Genomic DNA, 22,687 nt, shown 5'->3' with positions numbered 1-22,687 from the left:
TCCGTCCTATCCGGCGGTGACGTCGACGCGCCAGGTGGAGAAGCGACGTTCGAGGGCGACGAGGAGTTGGTTGACGACCAGACCGATGGCGGAGATCGTGATGATCCCGGAGTACATGTCGGCGATCGCGAAGTTGTACTGCGCGTAGTTGATGAGGTAACCGAGTCCGGCCTTCGCGCCGACCATCTCGGCCGCGACCAGCACGAGGATCGAGTACGCCCCGGCCAGCCGGACGCCGGTGAAGATGGTCGGCACCGCCGCCGGCAGGATCACCTTCTGGAACAGCCGCAGGTGGTCGAGCCCCATCGAGCGGGCCGACCGGATCAGCAGCGGGTCGACGCCTTTTACCCCGGCGATGGTGTTCAGCAGGATCGGCCAGGAGCACGCGTACAGCACCAGGGCGATCTTGGAGGTCTCCCCCAGGCCGAGGATGAGCACGAACACCGGCAGCAGGGCCAGCGCGGCGGTGTTGCGGAACACCTCAAGCAGTGGGCTGAGCAGCTCGGCGAGCGGCCGGTACCAGCCGATCAGCAGGCCGAGCGGGATGGCGGTGAGCACCGCCAGGCCGAGCCCGGCCAGTGACCGGGTGAGGCTCGCGCCCACGTGCTCGGCCAGTTGCCCGCTGCGCAGCAACTCCCACCAGGCCGCCGACACCTCGGACAGCGGGGGCAGGAAGACCCGATCCACCAGGCCGAGCCGGGGCGCGCCCTCCCAGATCGCGGCGAGTGCGGCGATGGCGACGGTGCGGTGCAGCACCTTCGCGCCGAGGCCGAGCAGCCGACCGGCACGGCCGGGAGCGGCCCGGTCGACCGCCGCGCGGGGCACGGTGGGTGGGCCTGCGAGTCGGGTGGGACGTTCGGCGATGTCAACCAACGCGGGCCTCCTCGGGGTGGCGGACGCCGGTGCCCTCGGCCGCCTGGGCGGCCCGCACCTCGTCCCGCAGCAGGGTCCAGATCTGGTGCCGGTGGTGGCGGAACGCGTCGGTGGAGCGGACGTCCTCGGCGGCGTCCCGATCGCCGAGGTCGATGTCGATGACCTGTTTGAGCCGTCCGGGCCGGGAGGTCAGCACCGCCACCCGCTGACCCAGGTGGACGGCCTCGTCGATGCCGTGGGTGATGAACACGATCGTCTTGCCGGTACGGGCCCAGATCCGCACCAGCTCGTCCTGCAACGAGTCGCGGGTCTGCGCGTCGAGGGCGGCGAACGGCTCGTCCATCAGCAGCACGTCCGGGTCGTAGGCGAGACTGCGGGCGATGGCCACCCGCTGCTTCATCCCGCCGGACAGCTCGTGCGGGTAGCGGTCGGCGAACCCGCGCAGCCCCACCAGGTCGAGGTGGTGCGCGATCAGGGCGGCGCGTTCGGCCCGAGGCACCCCCTTGGCCTCCAGACCGAACGCGACGTTGCCGGCGGCGGTGCGCCAGGGCAGCAGCGCGTACTGCTGGAAGACGATGCCCCGGTCCAGGCCGGGGCCGGTGACCGGCCGACCGTCGACGAGCACCTGCCCCGCGGTCGGGGCGGTGAGCCCACCGAGCAGGTCGAGCAGGGTGGATTTGCCGCAGCCGCTGGGACCGACGACGACCAGGAACTCGCCGGGGCGTACCCCGAGGGTGACCTGGTCCAGCGCGGTGACCGCGCCGGCGTCGCCACGCCGGGTGGCGCGGACCGGGAAGGTCTTGCTCACCGCGTCGAAGAGGATCTTGTGGGGGCTCACGCGCCGCCCCCGTCCACGAAGGGGTTGAACCGGTTGGTGTAGATGTCGCCGGGCTTCGGGCGGTCGCCCCGGAGCTCGCCCTCGGCGGCGAGCCAGTCGATCCAGGTGCCGAACTCCTGCTCGCCGATCACGCCGCCGCGGCCGGCGACGCCGCTGCTCTTCCAGTACGCGACGAGCGACGGGTCCTCGTTGCGGCCACGCTTGGCGATGATGTCCCGCATCCGGGCGACCACGGTCTCGCGGGGTTGGCTGCGAGCCCACTCGATGGCCTTGGCGACCCCGGTGACGAAAGCCTTGACGGTCTCCGGGTTGCGTTTGATGAAGTCGTCGCGGAACACGTACGTGCCGCCGCTGAAGGCGCCGAGCAGTTCGTAGTCGGTGAAGATGGTGCGGATGCCGCCACCGGCGACTGCCTTGTCCCGGATCACCCCGCCGAGCACCGCGACGTCGATCTGCTTCTGCCGCAGCGACTGCTCGGTGTTGACCGGTGGCAGGGCGACCAACTCGACCTGCTTGATCTCGGCGGGGGTGAGCCCGCCGCGGGCGAGCCAGGTCTTGAGCACCGCCTCGGCGTGGGCGCCGAGGGTGTTCATGCCGACCTTCTTGCCGACCAGGTCGCGGGGGTTGCGGACCGGGCTGTCGTCGAGCACGTAGTAGCCCTGGAAGGTCTGGGCGTCCGAGCCGTAGTAGCTCACCACGGCGGTGATCGGGGCGTTGGCGGTGGCGAGCTTGACGATGGCACCGTTGAACGCGCCGCCGAAGTCGCTCTGCCCGGTGGCCGTGGCCTGGATGTCCTGCGGGCCGCCGGTGACGTTGCCGATCCACTTGAGTTTGACGTCGCCGAGGTAGCCGAGGTCGGCGGCGAGTTCGGGGAGCGTGACCTGACCGACCGAGCCCTGGTAGCGCAGCTCGTTGGTCGGGGCGCCGCCGGCTGCGGCGTCGCCACCGCAGGCGGCGTTCGCGGTGAGCGCGACCAGCGCGGCAGCGGCGGTGAGGGTGCGCACGATGGCACGACGGGGTGGGGACATGAGGAGTCTCCTGATCTGTCCACGATGGGAGCGGGGACGCCCGGATGAGGGCGTGCGGGCACGCTGCTCCGCGTTGAGCGGGCGGGCGGTGGGAGTGCGGCGCTGGAGCCGAGCCGGATGGACCGGTCAGCTCAACAGAGCGCGCTCGCGTGCCGGACCAGGTCGACGTGCACACGAGCGGTGAGGAGAAGCTCGTCCCGCTGCGACATGACCCCATGCTGCCGGGGGCGGGAACGAACGGTCAACGGTCTTCCAGAAGATGAGACTTCTATCGCTGCCGATGTTACGAAGCGCTCCGACCAGCGTTTACCGCGCCGCAACACCTATCTGTTGAATAGAGATTGCGAGGCGTCGCGTTCACCGTCCAGAACGGACAGCGAGAGGGTTTCAAAAGTTGCCGGTTCGGGCATGTTCGATCTCGACACGGCAGGGAACGGTGACGAGGGGAGTCCTCCGATGGGCCTCATGTTTCGCAAGCGCAAGAAGTACGGTCCGATCATCCTGAACTTCACCGAGAACGGCTTCTCCTCGTGGAGCATCAAGATCGGGCGCTGGTCCTGGAACTCCAAGGCGCGCGCCCACCGGGTCGACCTGCCGGGTCCCCTGTCCTGGAAGCAGGACAAGTCCCGGTCGTAAGGATCCCGGGAGTCGAGCGGGGTGCCGGTGATTCACCGGCACCCCGCTCGGCGTCCGCGCCCCTGCGAGGCTTCCGCGATCTTGCAGTTTCGGTTGCCGGTTCGCCAGCAATGCCCCTTCTGCCGGTGCAGAAAGTGCAAGATCGCGGCGGGGTCAGAGGGTTGCGGTGATGATTTCGTCGCCGGCCAGGCGGCCCGAATCGCGGTCGCGGCGCAGGGTGCCGGCGTCGAGCAGGGTGGTGAGGGCACGGTTGGCATCGGCGGCCCGATAGACGGTCGCGGTGAGGGTGTGCCGGCGCAGCTCGGTGACCGGTCGGGAGCCGCCCGCCCGCAACTCGGCCAGCAGCTCGTGGGCCAGCGGTTCGAGGTCGGGCTCGTCGACCACGTCGACGGTCGTGCCGGTCGGGTCGAGCGGGTCGCGGTAGCGCAGGTCGAGGCCCGCGCCGACCGCCCAGAGCGCGTCGCGGACCGCCTCCAGGCTCCGGTCCGAGCGGCTGCCGAACGCGATCACACCGGCCGCCGCTCCGTCCGGCAGCACCGGTGCCACCTCGGCGACCAGCGGAAAGCCGGCGGCGACGAGCGCGTCCCGAGCGCTGTCGCCGGTGTGCAACAGCAGCTCTCCGGTCCGGCCGTTGGTCGCGGCGGTGAGCAGCTTCGGCGTCACCGCGCCGGGCAGGTCCACGAAGGAGAACAGCGGCGCGCCGGCCGCCCCGGCGGCCTTCACGGCGACCGGCAACCGGTACGGGTCGCCGGGCAGCAGGTGCACGGTGACCTCGGCGGGCAACTCCGCCTCGATGGGGCCGAGCCGGGACGGCAGGTCGGCGGCGGCGTCGGCCAGCACCAGCACCGTCACCTGCCGGCCGCGCACCTGGTCGCCGTGTGCGGCGACCAGGCGCAGCGCGGCCTCCGCGCTGCCCGCGTCGGCGCCCGCGAGGGCGACGGTGGCCCGCCGGGAGCGGTGCAGGGCCGCGGGCAGCCAGGTCGTCAACTGGCGGACCAGCAGCTCGCGGAGGAAATCGGTGGTCCGGTCGGTCGACATCGGTCCGTTCTACCGTACGGCCGGTCAGGCCGGGACGGAGATCCCCACTCCACCCCGGGTCTGCCCGCCGTAGCGCCGCCGCTCGGCATCCAGGTCGAGCCGACCGATCTGCTTGCGGGCGGCCAGCGCGGCGTCGTCGAGCAGGTCGGCCGGGATCAGCCAGACCACCTCGAACTCCAGACCGTCCGGGTCCCTGCCGTAGAGACTCTTGGTGGTGCCGTGGTCGGAGGTGCCGACCAGCGCGTCGGCGGCGATCAGCCGCTCGGCGGTGGCGGCCAGTTCGTCGAGGGTGTCCACCTCCCAGGCGAGGTGGTAGAGGCCGACGGTGGACCGGCCGGCGGTGGACCGCCCCGCCCCCGCGCCGATCTCGAACAGGCCGAGGTCGTGGTCGTTGGTGGAGTCGGGGGCCTGGAGGAAGGTGGCGCCCCGGAAGCCGTCCGGGGTCATCGCCACCGGGCGGAAGCCCAGCACGTCGCGGTAGAACGCGACACTGCGGGCGAGGTCACTGACGTAGAGGACCGCGTGGTTGAGCCGGTGGATACCCATGCCCCGAGACTAACGCGCTTTGGTTGAGCGTTCAACTAACTCGGGTATGATGGCGGTCATGACCCGCTGGCTCGACCCCGACGAACAACGCACCTGGCGCGCGTACCTCACCGTTTCCCGGGTGCTGATGGACACGCTCGACCGCGAGCTGCAACGCGACGCCGGCATGCCGCACGCGTACTACGAGATCCTGGTCCAACTCTCCGAGGCACCCGGCCGTCAACTACGGATGAGCGAGTTGGCCCAGGCCGCGGGGTCGTCGCGCAGCCGACTCTCGCACGCCGTGGCCCGGCTGGAGGCCGCCGGCTGGGTGCGCCGCGAGGACTGCCCCACCGACCGGCGCGGGCAGATCGCGCTGCTCACCGACGAGGGTTTCGCCACCCTCGCGGCCGCCGCACCCGGCCACGTCGAGGGGGTACGCCGACACCTGTTCGACGCCCTCAGCCCCGCCCAGGTCGACCAGCTACGCCGGATCAGCGAGACATTGGCCGAGCACCTGACCGGATCCTGACCAATCGACACCGGCGCGGGTCTTGTACTTACCGTCGTCAAATGAGCACGATGGGGCGTGTCTTCCGGCTTCGGTGAACTGACTGATCAGGCGCACCACCTCGTGTCCTCCGGCGATCTTGCCGGTGCGCAGCAACTGCTGTCCGACGCGCTCACCGACGCCGACCCCCGCCCGGCCAACGCCACCCCCGAGCTGGCCGAGGCGGCCAGCCTCCAGGCGCGGGTGTTGATCGCCCTCGGTGAGCCCCACTCGGCCCGGGGCTGGGCCGCCTTCGCGTACGCGGCCACCACCCGCCTGCACGGCCGCGCCGACCCGCGCACGGTGGCCGCCGCAGCGACCCTCGCCGCGGTGCTGCACCGGGTCGGCAGTCACTCCCGGGCCGCACGGCTCTACCAGGAAGTCATCATCGAGCTGACCGCACAGGACGGTCCGGAGTCGCTGCGGGTGCTCGCCGCCCACGCCGACCTGGCCACCGTCGAGTACGCGCGCGGCCAGTGCACGGTGGCCCGCGACCGCCTCCAGGACGCCTGGGAGCTGCACCGCGAGGTGTACGGCGACGGGCACCCCAGCGGCATCAAGATGCTGGCGCGGCTCGGGGCGATGCAACGCGACTGCGGGCAGTTCGCCGAGGCGCACGACAACCTGGCGCTCGCCCGTGAGCTGTGCCGACAGCACCTGCCCGCCGACGACCCGCTGGCCGCGCAGGTGGCGTCCCTGGCCCGGGCGGCGGCCAATCCCGACCACGCCTGCGCCGACAACCCGCCCACCGCCCGGGACACTCCGGTCGTGCCGGCCGCCCGCGTCCCACCGCACGGCGACAGGCCGGCCGAGGCCGGCTACCACCCGCCGGCTCCCCCGCCCCCGCACACCGGTGCGGTTCCGACTCCCCGGATGCCCTCCGACGAACCGGTCCGATCGACCGGTGGCGGATGGCCGAGCGACCCGGCCGACGAACTGCCGCCCCACCCCGCCGACCCTCCGGTGCCGCCGTCGGTGGTCGGACTGGCCGGCGGCACCCAGGAGCAGCCCGGGGTGTACCGGCTGCACCGAGCCGACGTCCCCGCGGACTCGTACCCTCCGTCGGACCCGTACCGGCGGCCGGACCCGTACGCGCCGGTCGAGCCGTACACGCCGTCGCGGCTGCTGCCGGTGCCGGTGCACCGGGCGCCGGCGCAGCCGCGCAACCGACTGGTGCCGGTGCTGGTGGCCGGCGTGGTCGTGGTGCTGCTCGGCGCGGCGGCGGTGATCGCCGGGGTGGCCCGGGTCGACGGCGACGACGAGCCGACCACACCGCCGGCCAGCGCCTCCCCCACCGCCGGCGCGCCGACCGGCACCGCGCCCGCCCCGGGCGCCGGGGCGGCCCCGTCGGGTGGCTCGGCGGCACCACCGGGCACCCCGCCCACCGCGGTGACCCTGCGCGACACCCGGGACAGCATCGCGTTGAACTGGACCTATCCGGCCGGCAGCGAGGGCCCCGTGGTCATCGCGGGCGGGCGCACCGGCCAGACGCACAACATCTTCGCGACCCTGCCCGCCGGCACCACCAGTTACGTCATCTACGCGCTCAACCGCACCAACGACTTCTGTTTCACCGTCGCCGTCGCCTGGTCCACCGACACCGTTGCCCAGTCCAAGCAGGTCTGCACCCGCCGCCGCTGATCGCCGGGGGCGGGTGGGGGGAGGTCGCCGTCACGGGCCGTCAGCCTCTGACCCACCGCCGTCCTCGGCGGGCAACGCCGGCAGCAGCAGGCACACCCGTAGCCCCCGCCCCTGCGGCGCGTCGGTCAGGGTGATGCTGCCGCCCGCCCGTCGGACCAACTCCCGAACGATGGCCAGCCCCAGGCCGGCGCCACCGTCGTCGCGGGCCCGCCCGTCGTCCAGCCGGGTGAACCGGTCGAAGACCCGCTCCCGGTCCGCCACCGGGATCCCCGGGCCGTCGTCGGTCACCGTCACCAGGTGGTACGCCCCGAGCGCCGGCCCCGCCGCCGACGTCGCCTCGGCCGCGAGCACGACACTGCCGTGCGCGTGCCGTACCGCGTTGTCGACCAGGTTGGCCAGCACGCGACGCAACGCCTCGACGCTGCCGATCGTCCAGAGCGGGCCCGCCGGCCGCGCCACCCGCACCGGCGGTGACGGGTAGCGGGCGGCCACCTCGGTCAGCAACCCGCCCAGCTCCACCGGGCCGGTCCCCCGGGCCGGCGGCGCCTCGTCCAGCCGGGCCAGCAGCAGGAGATCGTCGACCAACCGGCTCAACCGGTCGGTGTCGGCGAGCAGGTTGGCGGTCACCGCCGTCCAGTCCGTCCGGTCGGCGAGGCGCTGGGCCACCTCCAGCTCGGTACGGATGTTGGTCAACGGGCTGCGCAGCTCGTGCGCGGCGTCGGAGACGAACGCCCGCTGCCGGACCCGGGCGGACTCCAGCCGGTCCAGCATGCCGTTGAGGGTGAGCGCCAGGCGGTGGATCTCGTCGGCCGACGCCGGCACCGGCAGGCGGCCGGTGCCGGCCCTCCCGGTGATCTCCTCGGCACCTCGACGCAACGCCTCGACCGGACGCAGCGTCGCGCCCACCACCCGCCACGCCACAGCGGCCAGCACGGCCACCAGCAGCGGGAACGCCACCAGCAGGATGGTGCGGACCACGTGGGTGCTGTGCCGCACGTCGGCCATCGAACGGGCGACCAGCACGGTGAGCGGGTCGGCCGCGGTGCCGGCGGGGACCGCGACCACCCGGACCGGCCCGGCGAGCCCGACCCGCTCGGCCGGCACCTCCAGCCGCTGCCGGCCGACGTGATCCAGCCGTTCCGGGCGGACCATCGGCACCAGGCGGTCGGCGTCGATCGAGGCGGCCCTGATCCGTCCCTGCGCGTCGACCACCTGCACACGGACCTGTCCGCCGGCCACCGGGAGCGGGTCGGGCAACGCGTCCTCGGCGGCGAGCAGGGCGACCGCGTCGGCGGTGCGGAACGCCTCGGTGTCGACCGTGCGCTGAAGCACGAAGCCGAGCGCGCCGAGCAGCACCACCCCGCCCAGGGCCAGCCCGACGGTGAGACCGAACACACCGATCGCGAGGAGCCGCCCGCGTAGCCCGAGGACGGGCAGGCCGGGCCAGGCCCGACCGCTGGGCGCCGGGCCCTCGCCGCTCACGTGGCCAGCCGGTAGCCGGCACCCCGGACCGTCTCCAGCCGGTCCCGGCCGAGCTTGCGGCGCAGGTAGCCGACGTACACCTCGACGACGTTCGGCGCGGTGTCCAGGCTGGCGTCCCAGACGTGGTCCAACAACTCGATCTTGGAGATCACCTGACCCGGCCGACGCATCAGGTAGTCCAGCAGCGCGAACTCCCGGGTGGTCAGCGTCACCTCGGCGTCCGCCCGGGTCACCCGTCGGCGGGCCGGGTCCAACCGCAGGTCACCGACGGCCAGCACGGTCGGGCGTTCCGGCGCGCCGCGACGCAGCAGCGCCCGCAGTCGGGCCAGCAACACCACGTACGAGAAGGGTTTGGTCAGGTAGTCGTCGGCGCCGCAGTCGAGGCCGTCGGCCTGGTCGTACTCGCCGTCCTTGGCGGACAGCATCAGCACCGGCAACCAGTGCTGCTCGGCGCGCAGCCGCCGGACCAACTCGTAGCCGGAGAGGCCGGGCAGCATCACGTCGAGGATCATGGCGTCGTACCCGCCGTGCCGGGCCGCGTCCAGGCCCGCCGGGCCGGTCGCCGCCACGTCCACCGCGAACCCCTCGGCCTGGAGGCCGCGTTGCAGGGCCGCCGCCAACCGGGCCTCGTCCTCCACCACCAGCACGCGCACAGCTCAAGGGTGCCACCCGGGTCAATCAGCGCGGTTCGGTGTCCTCAGCACGTTCACAGCACCGAGGGGGCAGGATGGCCGCAGGAGGTGCCACCATGTCCGTCCTGAGAAGCCGTCCCGTCCTGCGGTGGCTGGTCCCGGCCACCGCGGCCGTCGCCGTCATCGGCGGCGGCGCGGCGATCGGCACGTTCGCCGCCGAGGCCGAGCCGAGCCTGCCGCCCCGTACCGCCGCCCAGCTCCTGGTCGACCTGCAGACCTCCCGGCTGGAGGGGTTGTCCGGGACCGTCGTACAGCGCGCCGACCTCGGCCTGCCCCCACTTGTCGGGCTGATGCCCGGCAACGAGCTGACCACGATGCTGACCGGCACGCACACCCTGCGGGTCTGGTACTCCGGGCCGGATCGGCAACGGGTCGCGCTGGTGGACACCCTCGGCGAGCAGGACGTGGTCCGCAACGGCCGGGACCTGTGGACCTGGCAGAGCCGCAGCAACACCGCCACCCACCGCACGCTGGGCGAAGACGCCGGGGCCTGGAAGCCCGCCCCCGACCCGGCAGCGAGCCTGCCGGCGACCCCGCAGCAGGCCGCCGACCTGGCGTTGGGCGCGATCGACCCGAGCACCGAGGTCAGCGTCGGCCGGTCGGCCACGGTCGCCGGCCAGGACGCGTACGAGTTGGTGCTCCAGCCCCGCGACCGGGACTCACTGGTGCACCAGCTGCGGATCGCCATCGACGCCAAGCAGCACGTGCCGCTGCGCTTCGAGGTGCTCGCGAAGGGCAGCGACCAGCCGGCGTTCGAGGTGGCCTTCACCGAGGTCGACTACCGCCGCCCCGACGCCGACCAGTTCACGTTCAACCCACCGCCCGGCGTGACGGTCACCGAGGAGAAGGCCGAGCGGCCGGCGGGCAAGCCCGGTCACGACGCCGGACCCGCCGCCGACCCCCAGGTCCGCGCGGTGGGCGAGGGCTGGACCACGGTGTTGGTCGCCCGCCTCGACGAGACGGTCGGCGGTAAGCCCGCCGCCCCGAAGCCGGCCGCTCCCCCGGCCGGTGCGGCACCGGAGATGGACCTGTCGAAGCTGCTCGGCGGCCTGCCCGCGGTAAGCGGCTACTGGGGCAGCGGTCGGCTGCTCACCGCCAAGCTGTTCAGTGTGCTGCTCACCGACGACGGCCGGGTGCTCGCCGGAGCGGTGACACCGGAGCGGCTCTATCGGGCCGCCCGCGGCTGATCTCCACGGTGTTGGCGCCGGGTCGACCTGCTGGTCGGCCCGGCGCTTCGCGTACGCGAGCTTCGGGTCAGCGGGCGCCGAGGGCGCTCAGGTACGCCTCGGCGAGGACCGCGTGGCCGGGCAGGTGCGGGTGGACGCGGTCGTCGGCCCAGCGCCCCGCCGGACTCACCGCCAGCACCCGGTCGAACGCGGCCTGGTTGGGCACGTGCACCGCGTCGAACTCGGCGGCCAGCCCCGCCACGACCGCCGCGTACCGGTCGGTGTCGGCGCGTTGCGGGTCGCCGCGATCCGCCTCGATGAGGAACGGGTCGCCGAGGATCAGTCGGCAGCCGGTGGTGGCCACCGCCCGGCCCAGCAGGTCGCGCAGAGTGCGCTCGTACTCGTCGATGCCGACGGCCTCATCCGGCCGGTCGCCGTAGTGCCGCCAGATGTCGTTGATCCCGATCAGCACCGCGAGCCAGTCGGGGCGCTCGGCGATGGCGTCGTCGTCCCAGCGGGCGGCCAGGTCGCGCACGGTGTCCCCGCCCACACCCCGGTTGACCCACTCCAGCTCCAACTCCGGGTGCCGCGCGCCGACCAGGGCACGCACGAGGCTCACGTATCCGTCGCCGTAGGGCGCGGCGACGTCGCGGCGACCACAATCGGTGATGCTGTCCCCGATGAAGACCACCCGTTGGCCGGTCCGCAGGATCATCCGCCGCCACCTCGCGATCACCGGCGCGCCGACCCGCCCGGCATTGGTGAGAACCGGCGGAACGCGCTATCTTCAACAGTTCGAAGGGCACAAAAAAGAACGGCTAAAAGCCGTTCCTGCAAAGGATTCTAATCTTTAGGGAGACGGCTTGTCAAGGCACTCCGGCGGTTCCGGCGAATTGCCGCTCGACGACGAGATCGGTCGCGAGCAGGAGTACGTCTCGATGCTCTACAACCGGCTGGACGGGCTGCGCGAACAGGCCGCCGACCGGCTCACCGCCGAGCTGCGCAACACCGGCGGCACCCTCCAGGACCGCTCCCAGCGCGACAGCTCGGTAGCGATGTACGCCGATCAGGTCGAACAGTTCTCCGCCGTCGAGAACGGGCTCTGCTTCGGCCGCCTCGACGGTGACGACGACTCCCGGCGCTACATCGGCCGGATCGGCATCTTCGACACCAGTGGCGACTACGACCCGTTGCTGATGGACTGGCGGGCCCCCGCCGCCCGCCCGTTCTACCTGGCCACCGCCGCCAACCCGCAGGGCGTACGCCGCCGTCGGCACCTGCGCACCCGACAGCGCAAGGTGACCGGGCTCAACGACGAGGTGCTCGACATCGACACCGCCTCCCCCGGCGCCCACGAGGAGCTGACCGGTGAGGCGTCGCTGCTCGCCGCGCTCAACGCGGGTCGTACCGGCCGGATGCGCGACATCGTCGAGACCATCCAGGCCGAGCAGGACGAGATCATCCGCGCGGAGCTGCCGGGCGTCATGGTGGTGCAGGGCGGCCCCGGCACCGGCAAGACCGCGGTCGCGCTGCACCGGGCGGCGTACCTGCTCTACACGCACCGCCGGGAACTCTCCAGCCGAGGTGTGCTGCTGGTCGGCCCGAACGCGACCTTCCTGCGCTACATCTCCCAGGTGCTGCCGACGCTTGCCGAGACCGGCGTGCTGCTGCGTACCCAGGGTGATCTGTTTCCCGGGGTGAGCGCCCAACGGGCCGAGCCGGCCGAGACGGCGGCGCTCAAGGGTCGGGCGGAGCTGGCCGAGGTGTTGGCGCTGGCTGTACGGGACCGGCAGTGGGTGCCGGACGAGCCACTGGAGATCGAGGTCGAGCGGGAGACGCTGACCCTCGACCCGGAGATCGTGCGTGCCGCCCGCGACCGGGTCCGCCGCACCGACCGGCCGCACAACCTGGCCCGCGCGCTGTTCGACGTGGAGATCGTGCACGCGCTCGCCGAGCAGGTGGCCGAACGGATCGGCGCCGACCCGCTCGGCGGGGACAACCTCCTCGACGAGGCGGACCGGGCCGAGATCCGGCGGGAGCTGCGCGAGGAAGCGGAGATCCAGGCCGCCCTCGACCGGTTGTGGCCGGTGCTCACCCCGCAGCGCCTGCTCGCCGATTTGTTCGCCGACCCGGACCGGATCGCCGCCGCCGCGCCGATGCTCACCGAGGACGAACGGGCGCTGCTGCGGCGCGAGCGGGGTGGCTGGACGCCGGCAGACGTCCCGCTGCTGGACGAGGCCGCCGAGCTGCTCGGCGAGGACGAACGGGCAGCCGCCGCCCGCCGGGACCGCATCCGCATGATGGAACGGGAGTACGCCGAGGGCGTGCTGGAGATCGCCCGGGGTTCCCGCTCGATCGACGTCGAGGACGAGGCCGAGGGCGGTGAGATCCTCGGCGTCACCGACCTGATCGACGCGGATCGGCTGCTGGAACGGCAGGAGGAGACCGACCGGCTGACCACGGCCCAGCGGGCCGCCGCCGACCGCACCTGGGCGTTCGGCCACGTCATCGTGGACGAGGCGCAGGAACTGTCGCCGATGGCCTGGCGCCTGCTGATGCGTCGCTGCCCGAGCCGCTCGATGACGATCGTCGGGGACGTCGCGCAGACCGGCGCGCTCAGCGGCACACCGTCCTGGGCGGACGCCCTCGCCCCGTACGTGGCGCAACGGTGGCGGCTCGCCGAGCTGACGGTGAGCTACCGCACGCCCGCCGAGATCATGGCGGTCGCCGCCGACGTCCTGGCCGAGATCGACCCGGCGCTACGGCCGCCGCGCTCGGTACGCGAGAGCGGCGTACCCCCGTGGGACCGGACGGTGCCCGACGGGCGGTTGGCGGCGGAGTTGGTGGCCGAGGCCGCCCGGGAGGCGGCCGGGCTGACCGAGGGCCGCCTCGGGGTGCTCGTCCCCGCCGGTCGGGTGGGCGAGTTGGGCGCGGCGGTGACCGCGGCCCTGCCGGAGGCCGCCGTCGGTGAGCACCCGGAGCTGGAGAGCCGGGTGGTGGTGCTGACCGTCGCGCAGGCCAAGGGGTTGGAGTTCGACTCGGTGCTGGTGGTCGACCCGGACCGGATGGTGGCCGAGTCGCCGCGCGGCCGAAGCGACCTCTACGTAGCCCTCACCCGGGCCACCCAACGCCTGGGCGTCCTGCGCCCCGCGAGCTGACCACGAAGCCCGCCGCCCCCACCGAGTTCGTCGCTCGGCGGGGGCGGCGGGTGAGGTCACTCGTCGGCTGATCTGTCCCGGACGGACTTGGCTGGGCCGGTCGCGGAGGTGGACTGGTCGCTGGTGCCGCCACCCCTCGGAGTGCTCAGGCCGCCGGTGGTGGCATCACCGGTCGTGGTCGGGGCGACCTTGCCCGGGTGCCGCTCCGGCTGCCGGGCCACCCGGCGTACGCTCGCCGGCCCGGCGGTGCCACCCGTCGTGGTCACCGCGCCCTGCCCGCCCACCGGGCCACCGTCGTGCAGCACCCGCGGGTCGATCCGTTCGTTCGCCGGATCGAGCGGGTCGTCGCGCTGGATCTGGCTCTCCACATCGGTGCGGGGCACCGTCACCTCGTCGAGGGCGCCCTTGCCGTACACGCCGCCGGCGATCCGGTCCTCGGCCTCGCGGGCGGCGTTCTGCCGCATGTCGTCCTCACGCACGTCCATCACCTCGCAGAAGCTGTGGAACCGACTGCGTGCCCGGCCACCGGCCGACCAAACCCGGCGTGACCGGGAGGTCGTCCTCGGCGGTTCACCGGCACGCCGCCCGCTGGCCGCCTGCCCGCCGCCCGAGATGTCCATGCTGTCCGGCGACCGGTGGGAGATGCCCGCCGGCAGGAGGGGATGACAGCGTGCGCACAGTACGCCGTACCGCCATCGCGGCCCTGGTGGCCGCGACGGTGACGACCGGGTTCGCGGTGCCCGCCCAGGCGAAGCCGCGACCGGACCGGACATTCGACGTGCAGGCCCACCGGGGCGGCCTCGGGCTGCGGGTGGAGAACACCCTCGCCTCCTTCGGCAACGCCCTCCAACTTGGGGTGACCACCCTCGAACTGGACGTGCAGATCACCGAGGACGGCCAGGCCGTCGTCACCCACGACCGGAAGGTCACCGGCACCAAGTGCGTCGACACCGCCCCGGTGACGCCCGGCGACCCGGAGTTCCCGTACGTCGGGAAGTACGTCAACACGCTCACCCTGGCCCAGGTGCGCACGCTCGACTGCGGCTCGAAGACGCTCGCGGACAAGCCGGGCCAGCTCGCCGTCCCGGGTGCCCGGATGCCGCTGCTGCGTGAGGTCTTCGCGCTGGTCAACCGCTACCGGGCGAAGGACGTGACGCTCAACGTCGAGACCAAGGTCGAGGCGGGCGCGCCGACCGAGACCGCTCCCCGCGAGCAGTTCGTCCGGGTCACCGCGGCCGAGATCCGCGCCGCCGGGATGCTCAAGCAGGTCACCATCCAGAGTTTCGACTGGGGCGCGCTGATGCGCATGCGTCAGGTCGAGCCGAAGCTGCCGCTCGTCGCCCTGACCAACTACGACTTCCTGCAGACCGGTCAGCCGGGTGCCTCACCGTGGCTGGGTGGGCTGGACATCGACGACTTCGGCGGCGACCCGATCAAGGCGATCCGCAGCTTCGGCGTCAGTGCCTTCTCGCCGGTGCACGGCATGCCGCAGAACGGCACGGTCACCGACCCGGGCTACCAGCCGTACGTCACGAAGGAGATGGTGGCCCAGGCGCACCGTTACGGGATCAAGGTGATCCCGTGGACGGTCGACGACGTGCCGACCATGGCCAAGCTGATCGACGACGGCGTGGACGGCATGATCACCGACTACCCGGACCGGCTGCGCGGCCTGCTGGCCCAGCGCGGCTACCGGCTGCCGAAGGCGTACGCCGCGCCGTTCGACATCCAGGCGCACCGGGGCGGTCGGGCCACCCGGCCGGAGAACACGCTGCCGGCGTTCGCGAACGCGCTGTCCAACCGGGCCATCTCCACGCTGGAGCTGGACACCGGCGTGACCGCCGACGGCAAGCTGGTGGTGCTGCACGACCGCACCGTCAACGGGTCGCACTGCGTCGACACCGCCCCGGTGCGTCGGGGGGACCCGAAGTTCCCGTACGTCGGTAAGCCGGTGCACGAGCTGACCCTGGCGCAGCTCAAAACCGTCGACTGCGGCACGAAGACGCTGCCCGAACTGCCCGCCCAGGTGCCCGCGCCCGGTGCCCGCATCCCGACCCTGGACGAGGTCTTCGCCCTGGTGAAGGCGAGTGGCCGCACCGACATCGGAATGAACATCGAGACGAAGATCAGCCCGGTGGTGAACGACACCGAGCCGTACCGCAGCTTCACCCGCAAGCTGGTCGACGCGATCCAGCGGGCCGGCTTCACCAGCCGGGCCACCATCCAGTCGTTCGACTGGCGCACCATCACGTACGCCCGCCAGCTCGACCGGCGCATCGGCACGGTCGCTCTGGTCTGGCAGTACGGCCCGAGCGAATGCGCCACCCTCGCCGACGAGTGCTCGCTACAGGCGGTGTACGGCAACCCGTCGGTGCAGAGCCCGTGGACCGGCGGACTGGACTGGTGGAAGTACCAGGACCTGGGCAAGCTGACCCGGGCCGCCGGCGCGGGCACGGTGTCGGCCAACTGGCAGGTGCACGACCCCGAGCAGGGCACGGTCGCCTCGACGGACTGGTACCTGCGGGAGAACCCGGCATACTTCCACGGACCGGACGTTCGCACCCTGCAGACGCGGGACGACCTGAAGGTGATCCCGTACACCGTCGATGACGCGACCGTGATGCAGCGGGTCATCGACCTGGGCGTCGACGGCATCATCACCGACGACCCGGACCTTCTGGTGAGCGTGGCCAGGCGTAACGGCCTGCGCTGACCGTCGACCACCCGATCGCCGGCCGGATTTTCCGGCCGGCGATCGGTGTTACCTGCTCCGGGACCTCGGGTAGTCGGGGGTTGTCCCCGCCACGAAAGCGAACCGTGCCGTGGCCGACACGCGGTAGCGGGGCGAGGGAATGCAGGTACGACTCATCGCATCCTGAGGAGGACCAGATGAGCACGCAGGCTGCTTCCACCCGGCCGATGAACCGGCCCATGAACGACCCGCAGAACCCCGCCATGATGCGGGACACGCAGCAGATGCCGTCCATGCGGGACGGTCATCGAGACCCGATGCCGTCGCCGGGCACGGAGACCAAGCAGGCGTTCCTGACGACGGAATTCTGGGTCTACGCGGCTGCGGTCGCGCTCGTGGTGATCGCCGCGTTCTGGCGGGGCAGCGCCACCGACGGCCTGAACATCAACGACCCGAACCGGGCCTGGCTGTACCTGACCATCCTGACCGGTGGTTACCTGGTCAGCCGTGGTCTGTCGAAGGCCGGTTCCGCGCGTCGGTCCGGTAAGGAACGCAACATGCGGTGACGCGTCACACGCAGCACGGTGGCCTCCGGGAGAATCTCCCGGAGGCCACCGTCGTTTGTGGGGGACCGGTTACTCGTCGCCGCCGAAGTCGCCGAAGTCGCCCTCGAACGCATCCTCGATCATCTCGCCGGCGATCATGCCGCCGGCGACACCGAGCGCGGCCCCGGCCACCATGCCGCCCATGCCGTGCCCACGGCCGTGCCCGTGGCTCGCGCCGTACTGGGAGCGCAGGCTGCCGTAGCGGGAGGTGGTCTCGCGCAGCCAACCATCGACGACCTGCGCCCAGTCGACCCGGTCGACGTCGGCGTGCGACACCTGGTAGCGACCGAAGGCGTCGTGCCCGGCGCTGAGGAACCCGCCGCGCTTGTCGCACTCCAGGATGACCTCCACGCCGCGCTGGCTGGTCACGAAGGTCAGCTCGACCTCCCGGATCGTGCTCGCGTACTGCGGGGAGGCGAAGAACTCGATCTCCTGGTAGAACGGCAGCGTCTGCTGCACGCCCCGGATGTGACCGCGCTCCAGGTCGGCGTGCTTGAACCGGAAACCGAGCCGCTGGAACGCCTCCAGGATCCGCTCGTGCACCGGCAACGGGTGCACCGCCACCTGGTCCAGGTCGCTCTTGTCGACCGCGCGGGCGATCGCCAGCTCGGTGCGCAGGCCCATCGTCATGCCGTGCAGGCGCTGGCCGTACACGTCGGTGATCGGGGTCTCCCACGGCACCGGCAGCTGGAACGGGATCGACAGCTGCTGCTTCGGGGCGAGGACGAGCGCCCCGCTGACCGCCATGCGGTGGAACTCCATCGTGCCCGCGTACTCGGTGTCGTGTCCCTCGACCTCGACCCGCGTGACCAGGCCGATCACCACCTGCTCGATGGCTGCCTCAGCGTCGCCACCGACGAGGTTGACCTGCCCGTCGAGGGTCAGGCCGGGCCGGGTGTTGGGGTTGGTCAGCACGGTGTCCACGCTGGGACCGCCCACACCGAACGCGCTCAACATCTTCTTGAAGACCATCGGAACTCCTGTGCGACGCCGACCGCTCCAGGCTGGAGTCGGACGTTGACTCGACCGGCACCCTATCCAGTAGCCCTGTGAGGTGGCTGTGAAGCGCGGCGCGACTCGCGCGTCTCGCTGGCTGCGCTTGATCGACTCGGTTTCCTGAAAACCGGGGCATCACCACGACCGGGACAGCCCGAATTCCGTGAACCCGAGTCGATCACGCATCACCCCGGACCCTGCCTGCCCAACAAGAGCCAGTAATGCGGCCCCACCGCCTCCCGCGATCTTGCGATTTCTGTTGTGACTTAACGGGCATTGAACGCATCTCGACGTCCGAAAGTGCAAGATCGGCGGGGTGGCGGTGGGGTGGGGGTTAAGCCGTGTGGACGATCATTAGTTCGCCTACCTGTTCGCTGATTGTGGTGCGGGCCTCGGCCGGTAGGCCGACGTCGGTGATGAGTACGTCGGCGGCCTCCAGTGGGGCGATGGTGGCGATGCCGATGGTCTCCCACTTGGTGTGGTCGGCGAGCACCACGAGCCGGCGGGCCGCGCCGATGAGGCACCGGTTGACCCCGGCCTCCAGCAGGTTGGGTGTAGTGAACCCGGTGCGTGGGCTGAGGCCGTGCACCCCGAGGAACAGCAGGTCGACGTTGAGCGCGCTGATCGCCGCCTCGGCCACCGGCCCGGTCAACGCGTCCGACGGGGTGCGGATGCCGCCGGTCAGCACGACGGTCTGGTCGGCGCGCGGGTTCTGGTAGAGCGCGTCGGCCACCGGGATCGAGTTGGTCACCACGGTCAGCCCGCGTACGTCGGAGAGGAGCGTGGCCAGCGCGGCGGTGGTGGTGCCGGCGGAGAGCGCGATGGCCATCCCCGGCTCCACCATCCTCGCGGCCCGCTCGGCGATGGCCCGCTTCTCCGCCTGCTGGCGGATCGACTTCGCCGCGAAACCGGGTTCCTCGGCGGAGCCCGGCCCGGCGAGCGTCGCGCCGCCGTGCACCTTGTCGACCAGGCCACGTTCGGCCAACACCTCCAGGTCCCGCCGGATCGTCATGTCGGACACGCCGAACCGGCTGACCAGGTGACTCACCCGCACCCCGCCACGTTGGCGGATCAGATCGAGGATGGCGGTCTGCCGCTGCTGGGCGAGCATCTGGGGATCCTCCTTCGCGCCGTGACTGTCATGCGGATCAGGCCCGATCCTCACGGATGACCGCCACCTCACCGGCGGGCACCGTCAGCTCACCGGTACATGGTGCGCCGGTCAGCAGCTCGACGCCGTGCGCCGGCAGGCGTACCTCGGTGTCGGTGTGGTTGATTGCGAACAGCCAGGTCCGGTGGCCGTCGCGGCGGCGGACCACCTCCACCCCGGGCGGCGCGTCCGCCGCCGGGCGGACGCCGGCCTCCGCGAGCAGCCGGGCGACCAGCCTGTCCGTGGCCGGCTCGTCCAACCGGGTGCCGACATACCAGGCGGCGCCGTCGCCCACCGGGTGCCGGGTCAGCGCCGGCACGCCCGGCAGGGGCCCGTCGGTGTACGACGCGAGCACCTGCGCGCCGTCGGGGTGCAGCCACTCGGTCCACACGTCGGCGGCGCTGCCGTCGTCGAGGCGGACCTGCTCCCCCTCGCGCAGCGGGAAGAACTCCTCGGTCCGGACACCGAGCAGCTCCCGGAACGCGCCCGGGTAGCCGCCCAGCCGGATGTGGTCGTTGGCGTCCACGATGCCGCTGAAGTAGGTGACCGCAGCCGTGCCACCGGCCTCGACGAATCGGCGCAGCGCGTCGACGTCGGCGTCCCGGACCAGGTAGAGGGTCGGCACCAGAACCAGCCGGTAGCCGCTGAGGTCGGCCGACGGGTGGACGACGTCGGCGGTCACGCCGGCCCGCCACAGCGCGCCGTACAGCGCGTTCAGCCGGTCGGCGTAGGTGACGTCGACGCTCGGGTGGGAATCCAGCTCGACGCCCCACCACGCCTCCCAGTCGAACAGGATCGCCACGTCGGCGTCCACCCGACTGCCGCGTACCTCGGCGAGGGCCTTCAGGTCCGCGCCGAGCTGGCAGACCTCGCGGAACACCTTGCTGTCCGGCCCGGCGTGCGGCACCAGCGCGGAGTGGAACTTCTCCGCGCCGGCCCGGGACGCGCGCCACTGGAAGAAGAGCACCCCGTCGGCGCCCCGGGCGACGTGCGCGAGGCTGTTGCGGCGCAGCTGCCCCGGTTGCTTGGCCACGTTGCGCGGCTGCCAGTTGACCGCGCTGGTGGAGTGCTCCATCAGCAACCACGGGTCGCCGCCGGCGACGCCCCGGGTGTGATCGGCGGCGAGCGCCAGCCCGAGGTGGGCCTTCGGGTCGGCGGCGGTGAGGTAGTGGTCGTTGGAGACCAGGTCCACATCGGCGGCCCAGGAGTGGTAGTCCATGTGCTTGACGCCCAAGCCGATCATGAAGTTGGTGGTGACGGGCTGCCGGACCAGGGTGCGCAGCACCTCACGCTCGGCGCGTAGTTGGGCGCGCTGCTCGTCGGAGGAGAACCGCAGGAAGTCCAACTGCTGCGTGGGGTTGGCGAAGGTCGGCGCGGTGCGCGGCGGGTTGATCTCGGCCCAGTCGCCGTAGCGCTGACTCCAGAACGCGGTGCCCCAGGCGTCGTTGAGCCGGTCCAGGTCGCCGTAGCGCTCGCGCAGCCAGCCGCGGAACGCCTCGGCGCTGACGTCGCAGAAGCAGTGCACGTTGTGGCAGCCCAGTTCGTTGGAGACGTGCCACATGACCACGGCGGGGTGTTCGGCGTACCGGCCGGCGACCGCGCGGACCAGCTCCAGGGACCGCTCGCGGAACACCGGGGAGCTGGGGCAGTACGCCTGCCGCCCGCCCGGCCAGAGGATCGCGCCGTCGGCCCGGCGGGGCAGCGTCTCCGGGTGGGCGCGGGCCAGCCACGGCGGCGGGCTGGCGGTGGCGGTGGCCAGGTCGACCTGGATGCCGCCGTCGTGCAGCAGGTCCAGCACCCGGTCCAGCCAGCCGAACTCGAATCGCCCCGGGCTGGGCTCCAGCAGGGCCCAGGAGAAGATGCCGACGGACACCAGGTTGACTCCGGCCCGACGCATCAGGTCGACGTCCTCCGACCAGGTCTCCTCGGGCCACTGCTCGGGGTTGTAGTCGCCGCCGAAATAGATGCCGTCACCCTGCCATCGCCGCATGACAGCTGAGGGTGCACCTGCCGGTCCACGGAAGTCAACAGGTTCCAACATCGAGCTTCTTTTCAACGTTTACCAGGTAACGACCGTGTCACGACTGGGTTATCAGCGGCGAACAGCCCTCTTGACAGCGCTCGACTGAGGGGTAGCTTGAGGCCCCAATGGCCGTTCGTGTTCGCCAATGTGGATTCTCGGTGGATCTCAATGTGTGATCACGACGCCGGACCTGCCTTCACCACCCTGTTGGCCCATGGGCGTAGCACCTCTTCATCCGCAGGAGGCACAGATGTCCCGTCCCCAAACCCAAGCCGAGTACCTGGCTCGGCTCGTACCGCCATCCGTCGCCGGCATCAACCGACGGTCGTTGCTGGCCGGCGCGGCCGGCACGGGCGCGCTGCTCGGCACCGGCCTGCTCGCCGGCTGCGGCGACGACTCCGGCTCCGGCGGGTCCACGAAGGACGTGTCGCTCGGCTCGAACCAGTCGGACCCGAAGCCCAAGGACGTCCTCGCCAAGGTCACCGACGGCTTCAAGACCTCGTCCGGCGTGCAGGTCGCGGTGAACACGGTCGACCACAACACGTTCCAGGAGAACATCAACAATTACCTACAGGGCAAGCCGGACGACGTGTTCACCTGGTTCGCCGGCTACCGGATGCGCTTCTTCGCGCAGAAGGGCCTGGCCAGCGACATCAGCGACGTGTGGAGCAAGCTCTCCGGCTACTCCGACGCCTTCAAGAAGGCATCCACCGGCGACGACGGCAAACAGTACTTCGTACCGGCGACGTACTACCCGTGGGCGGTCTTCTACCGCAAGTCGGTCTGGCAGCAGCACGGTTACCAGGTGCCCACCACCCTGGACCAGTTCACCGCGCTCGGCGCGCAGATGAAGCGGGACGGCCTCACCCCCATCGCCTTCGCCGACAAGGACGGCTGGCCGGCGATGGGCACCTTCGACATCCTCAACCTGCGCATCAACGGCTACCAGTTCCACGTCGACCTGATGGCCGGCAAGGAAGCCTGGACCTCCGACAAGGTCAAGAAGGTCTTCGACACCTGGGCCGGCCTGCTCCCCCTGCACCAGCCGGACAGCCTCGGCCGCACCTGGCAGGAGGCCGCGCAGTCGTTGCAGCAGAAGAAGAGCGGCATGTACCTGCTCGGCCTCTTCGTCGGTCAGCAGTTCAGCAACGACGAGCAGGACGATCTCGACTTCTTCACCTTCCCCGAGATCGACCCGGCCATCGGCGCGAAGGCGCTGGACGCCCCGATCGACGGCTACATGATGGCGCGCAAGCCCAAGAACGAGGACAACGCGCGCAAGCTGCTGGAGTACTTCGGTGGCAAGGCCGCCGCGGACATCAATCTCAAGAACGACCCGGCCGTCCTCGTCGCCAACAGTGGCGCGGACGTCGGCGGCTACACCGCGCTGCAGAAGAAGGCCGCCGAGCTGGTCGGGTCGGCCACCGAGATCGCCCAGTTCCTCGACCGGGACACCCGGCCGGACTTCGCCTCCACGGTGATGATCCCGGCGATCCAGCAGTTCATCAAGAACCCCAAGGACATCGACGGGCTCACCTCGTCCATCGAGAACCAGAAAAAGTCGATCTTCACTGACTGACGGCGGAAGGGGGAG

21 protein-coding genes are annotated in these 22,687 nt (G+C 71.6%); 8 read left to right on the top strand and 13 right to left on the bottom strand.

The annotated features are described in order from the left end of the window. Positions 1 to 6 precede the first annotated feature (6 nt). The 4 genes from AB0J33_RS12390 to AB0J33_RS12375 form a co-directional block, all read right to left on the bottom strand. Positions 7 to 873: an ABC transporter permease gene (locus AB0J33_RS12390; RefSeq protein WP_363612695.1), complete on the bottom strand. Its 867-nt coding sequence runs from the start codon at positions 871 to 873 to the stop codon at positions 7 to 9. Continuing rightward, positions 866 to 1,711 carry an ABC transporter ATP-binding protein gene (locus AB0J33_RS12385; protein ID WP_363612693.1) on the bottom strand — a complete coding sequence of 282 codons (846 nt, stop codon included), beginning with the start codon at positions 1,709 to 1,711 and terminating at the stop codon, positions 866 to 868. Before AB0J33_RS12385 ends, AB0J33_RS12390 begins: the two co-directional genes overlap by 8 nt. Beyond that, a complete protein-coding gene (locus tag AB0J33_RS12380; RefSeq protein ID WP_363612691.1) occupies positions 1,708 to 2,739 on the bottom strand; it encodes an ABC transporter substrate-binding protein in 1,032 nt (343 codons plus the stop codon). Before AB0J33_RS12380 ends, AB0J33_RS12385 begins: the two co-directional genes overlap by 4 nt. A 131-nt stretch (positions 2,740 to 2,870) precedes the next feature. Then, entirely contained in the window at positions 2,871 to 2,948 is a 78-nt protein-coding gene (locus tag AB0J33_RS12375) for a putative leader peptide (protein WP_349881247.1), read from the bottom strand. A 247-nt stretch (positions 2,949 to 3,195) separates the two neighbouring features. Between AB0J33_RS12375 and AB0J33_RS12370 the strand changes: the two genes are divergently transcribed. Next, positions 3,196 to 3,375, top strand: coding sequence for a DUF4236 domain-containing protein (locus tag AB0J33_RS12370; RefSeq protein WP_030333600.1), 180 nt, complete (start codon positions 3,196 to 3,198; stop codon positions 3,373 to 3,375). A 153-nt stretch (positions 3,376 to 3,528) separates the two neighbouring features. On the opposite strand, the gene AB0J33_RS12365 is transcribed toward AB0J33_RS12370, so the two are convergent. Together AB0J33_RS12365 and AB0J33_RS12360 are read right to left on the bottom strand one after the other, a co-directional pair. After that, positions 3,529 to 4,413, bottom strand: coding sequence for a hypothetical protein (locus tag AB0J33_RS12365; RefSeq protein ID WP_363612689.1), 885 nt, complete (start codon positions 4,411 to 4,413; stop codon positions 3,529 to 3,531). 24 nt (positions 4,414 to 4,437) lie between these two features. Further along, positions 4,438 to 4,959 (bottom strand): VOC family protein, encoded by a 522-nt coding sequence (locus tag AB0J33_RS12360; protein ID WP_363612687.1) that lies wholly within the window; start codon positions 4,957 to 4,959, stop codon positions 4,438 to 4,440. 49 nt (positions 4,960 to 5,008) lie between these two features. Between AB0J33_RS12360 and AB0J33_RS12355 the strand changes: the two genes are divergently transcribed. Both AB0J33_RS12355 and AB0J33_RS12350 read left to right on the top strand, forming a co-directional pair. Then, positions 5,009 to 5,470, top strand: a complete 462-nt coding sequence (locus tag AB0J33_RS12355; protein ID WP_363612685.1) for a MarR family transcriptional regulator — start codon at positions 5,009 to 5,011, stop codon at positions 5,468 to 5,470. A gap of 57 nt (positions 5,471 to 5,527) precedes the next feature. Further along, on the top strand, positions 5,528 to 7,129 hold the full coding sequence (locus AB0J33_RS12350) for a tetratricopeptide repeat protein (protein WP_363612683.1): 1,602 nt from the start codon (positions 5,528 to 5,530) through the stop codon (positions 7,127 to 7,129). A gap of 30 nt (positions 7,130 to 7,159) precedes the next feature. Here AB0J33_RS12350 and AB0J33_RS12345 read toward each other — a convergent pair whose 3' ends face one another. Together AB0J33_RS12345 and AB0J33_RS12340 are read right to left on the bottom strand one after the other, a co-directional pair. Next, positions 7,160 to 8,566 carry an ATP-binding protein gene (locus AB0J33_RS12345; RefSeq protein WP_363613200.1) on the bottom strand — a complete coding sequence of 469 codons (1,407 nt, stop codon included), beginning with the start codon at positions 8,564 to 8,566 and terminating at the stop codon, positions 7,160 to 7,162. Positions 8,567 to 8,607: 41 nt separating this feature from the next. Continuing rightward, complete coding sequence (locus AB0J33_RS12340) at positions 8,608 to 9,264, bottom strand: response regulator transcription factor (RefSeq protein WP_363612681.1); 657 nt, start codon at positions 9,262 to 9,264, stop codon at positions 8,608 to 8,610. 95 nt (positions 9,265 to 9,359) lie between these two features. On the opposite strand from AB0J33_RS12340, the gene AB0J33_RS12335 reads away from it, so the two are divergent. Beyond that, complete coding sequence (locus tag AB0J33_RS12335) at positions 9,360 to 10,490, top strand: hypothetical protein (RefSeq protein WP_363612679.1); 1,131 nt, start codon at positions 9,360 to 9,362, stop codon at positions 10,488 to 10,490. Between the two features lie 67 nt (positions 10,491 to 10,557). Here AB0J33_RS12335 and AB0J33_RS12330 read toward each other — a convergent pair whose 3' ends face one another. After that, entirely contained in the window at positions 10,558 to 11,184 is a 627-nt protein-coding gene (locus AB0J33_RS12330) for an SGNH/GDSL hydrolase family protein (RefSeq protein WP_363612677.1), read from the bottom strand. A 148-nt stretch (positions 11,185 to 11,332) separates the two neighbouring features. On the opposite strand from AB0J33_RS12330, the gene AB0J33_RS12325 reads away from it, so the two are divergent. Continuing rightward, positions 11,333 to 13,627, top strand: coding sequence for an ATP-binding domain-containing protein (locus tag AB0J33_RS12325; RefSeq protein ID WP_363612675.1), 2,295 nt, complete (start codon positions 11,333 to 11,335; stop codon positions 13,625 to 13,627). Between the two features lie 56 nt (positions 13,628 to 13,683). Here AB0J33_RS12325 and AB0J33_RS12320 read toward each other — a convergent pair whose 3' ends face one another. Further along, positions 13,684 to 14,106 carry a hypothetical protein gene (locus AB0J33_RS12320; RefSeq protein WP_363612673.1) on the bottom strand — a complete coding sequence of 141 codons (423 nt, stop codon included), beginning with the start codon at positions 14,104 to 14,106 and terminating at the stop codon, positions 13,684 to 13,686. 191 nt (positions 14,107 to 14,297) lie between these two features. On the opposite strand from AB0J33_RS12320, the gene AB0J33_RS12315 reads away from it, so the two are divergent. After that, entirely contained in the window at positions 14,298 to 16,340 is a 2,043-nt protein-coding gene (locus tag AB0J33_RS12315) for a glycerophosphodiester phosphodiesterase family protein (protein WP_363612671.1), read from the top strand. A gap of 176 nt (positions 16,341 to 16,516) precedes the next feature. Next, the gene (locus tag AB0J33_RS12310) at positions 16,517 to 16,885 is read left to right on the top strand and encodes a hypothetical protein (protein WP_363612669.1); all 369 of its coding nucleotides are present in this window, start codon (positions 16,517 to 16,519) and stop codon (positions 16,883 to 16,885) included. A 69-nt stretch (positions 16,886 to 16,954) separates the two neighbouring features. On the opposite strand, the gene AB0J33_RS12305 is transcribed toward AB0J33_RS12310, so the two are convergent. The 3 genes from AB0J33_RS12305 to AB0J33_RS12295 form a co-directional block, all read right to left on the bottom strand. Further along, on the bottom strand, positions 16,955 to 17,896 hold the full coding sequence (locus AB0J33_RS12305; protein WP_363612667.1) for a sporulation protein: 942 nt from the start codon (positions 17,894 to 17,896) through the stop codon (positions 16,955 to 16,957). 358 nt (positions 17,897 to 18,254) lie between these two features. Further along, positions 18,255 to 19,031, bottom strand: coding sequence for a DeoR/GlpR family DNA-binding transcription regulator (locus tag AB0J33_RS12300; RefSeq protein WP_363612665.1), 777 nt, complete (start codon positions 19,029 to 19,031; stop codon positions 18,255 to 18,257). 37 nt (positions 19,032 to 19,068) lie between these two features. Continuing rightward, positions 19,069 to 21,060, bottom strand: coding sequence for a beta-galactosidase (locus tag AB0J33_RS12295; protein WP_363612663.1), 1,992 nt, complete (start codon positions 21,058 to 21,060; stop codon positions 19,069 to 19,071). 283 nt (positions 21,061 to 21,343) lie between these two features. On the opposite strand from AB0J33_RS12295, the gene AB0J33_RS12290 reads away from it, so the two are divergent. Further along, positions 21,344 to 22,672, top strand: coding sequence for an ABC transporter substrate-binding protein (locus AB0J33_RS12290; RefSeq protein WP_363612661.1), 1,329 nt, complete (start codon positions 21,344 to 21,346; stop codon positions 22,670 to 22,672). The last annotated feature ends 15 nt before the right edge of the window (positions 22,673 to 22,687 follow it).

This window comes from Micromonospora sp. NPDC049645 (assembly GCF_040675155.1).
Classification (GTDB): domain Bacteria; phylum Actinomycetota; class Actinomycetes; order Mycobacteriales; family Micromonosporaceae; genus Micromonospora.
Note: the sequence above shows the minus strand (reverse complement) of the source record. Positions and strands in the feature narration are given on the sequence as shown.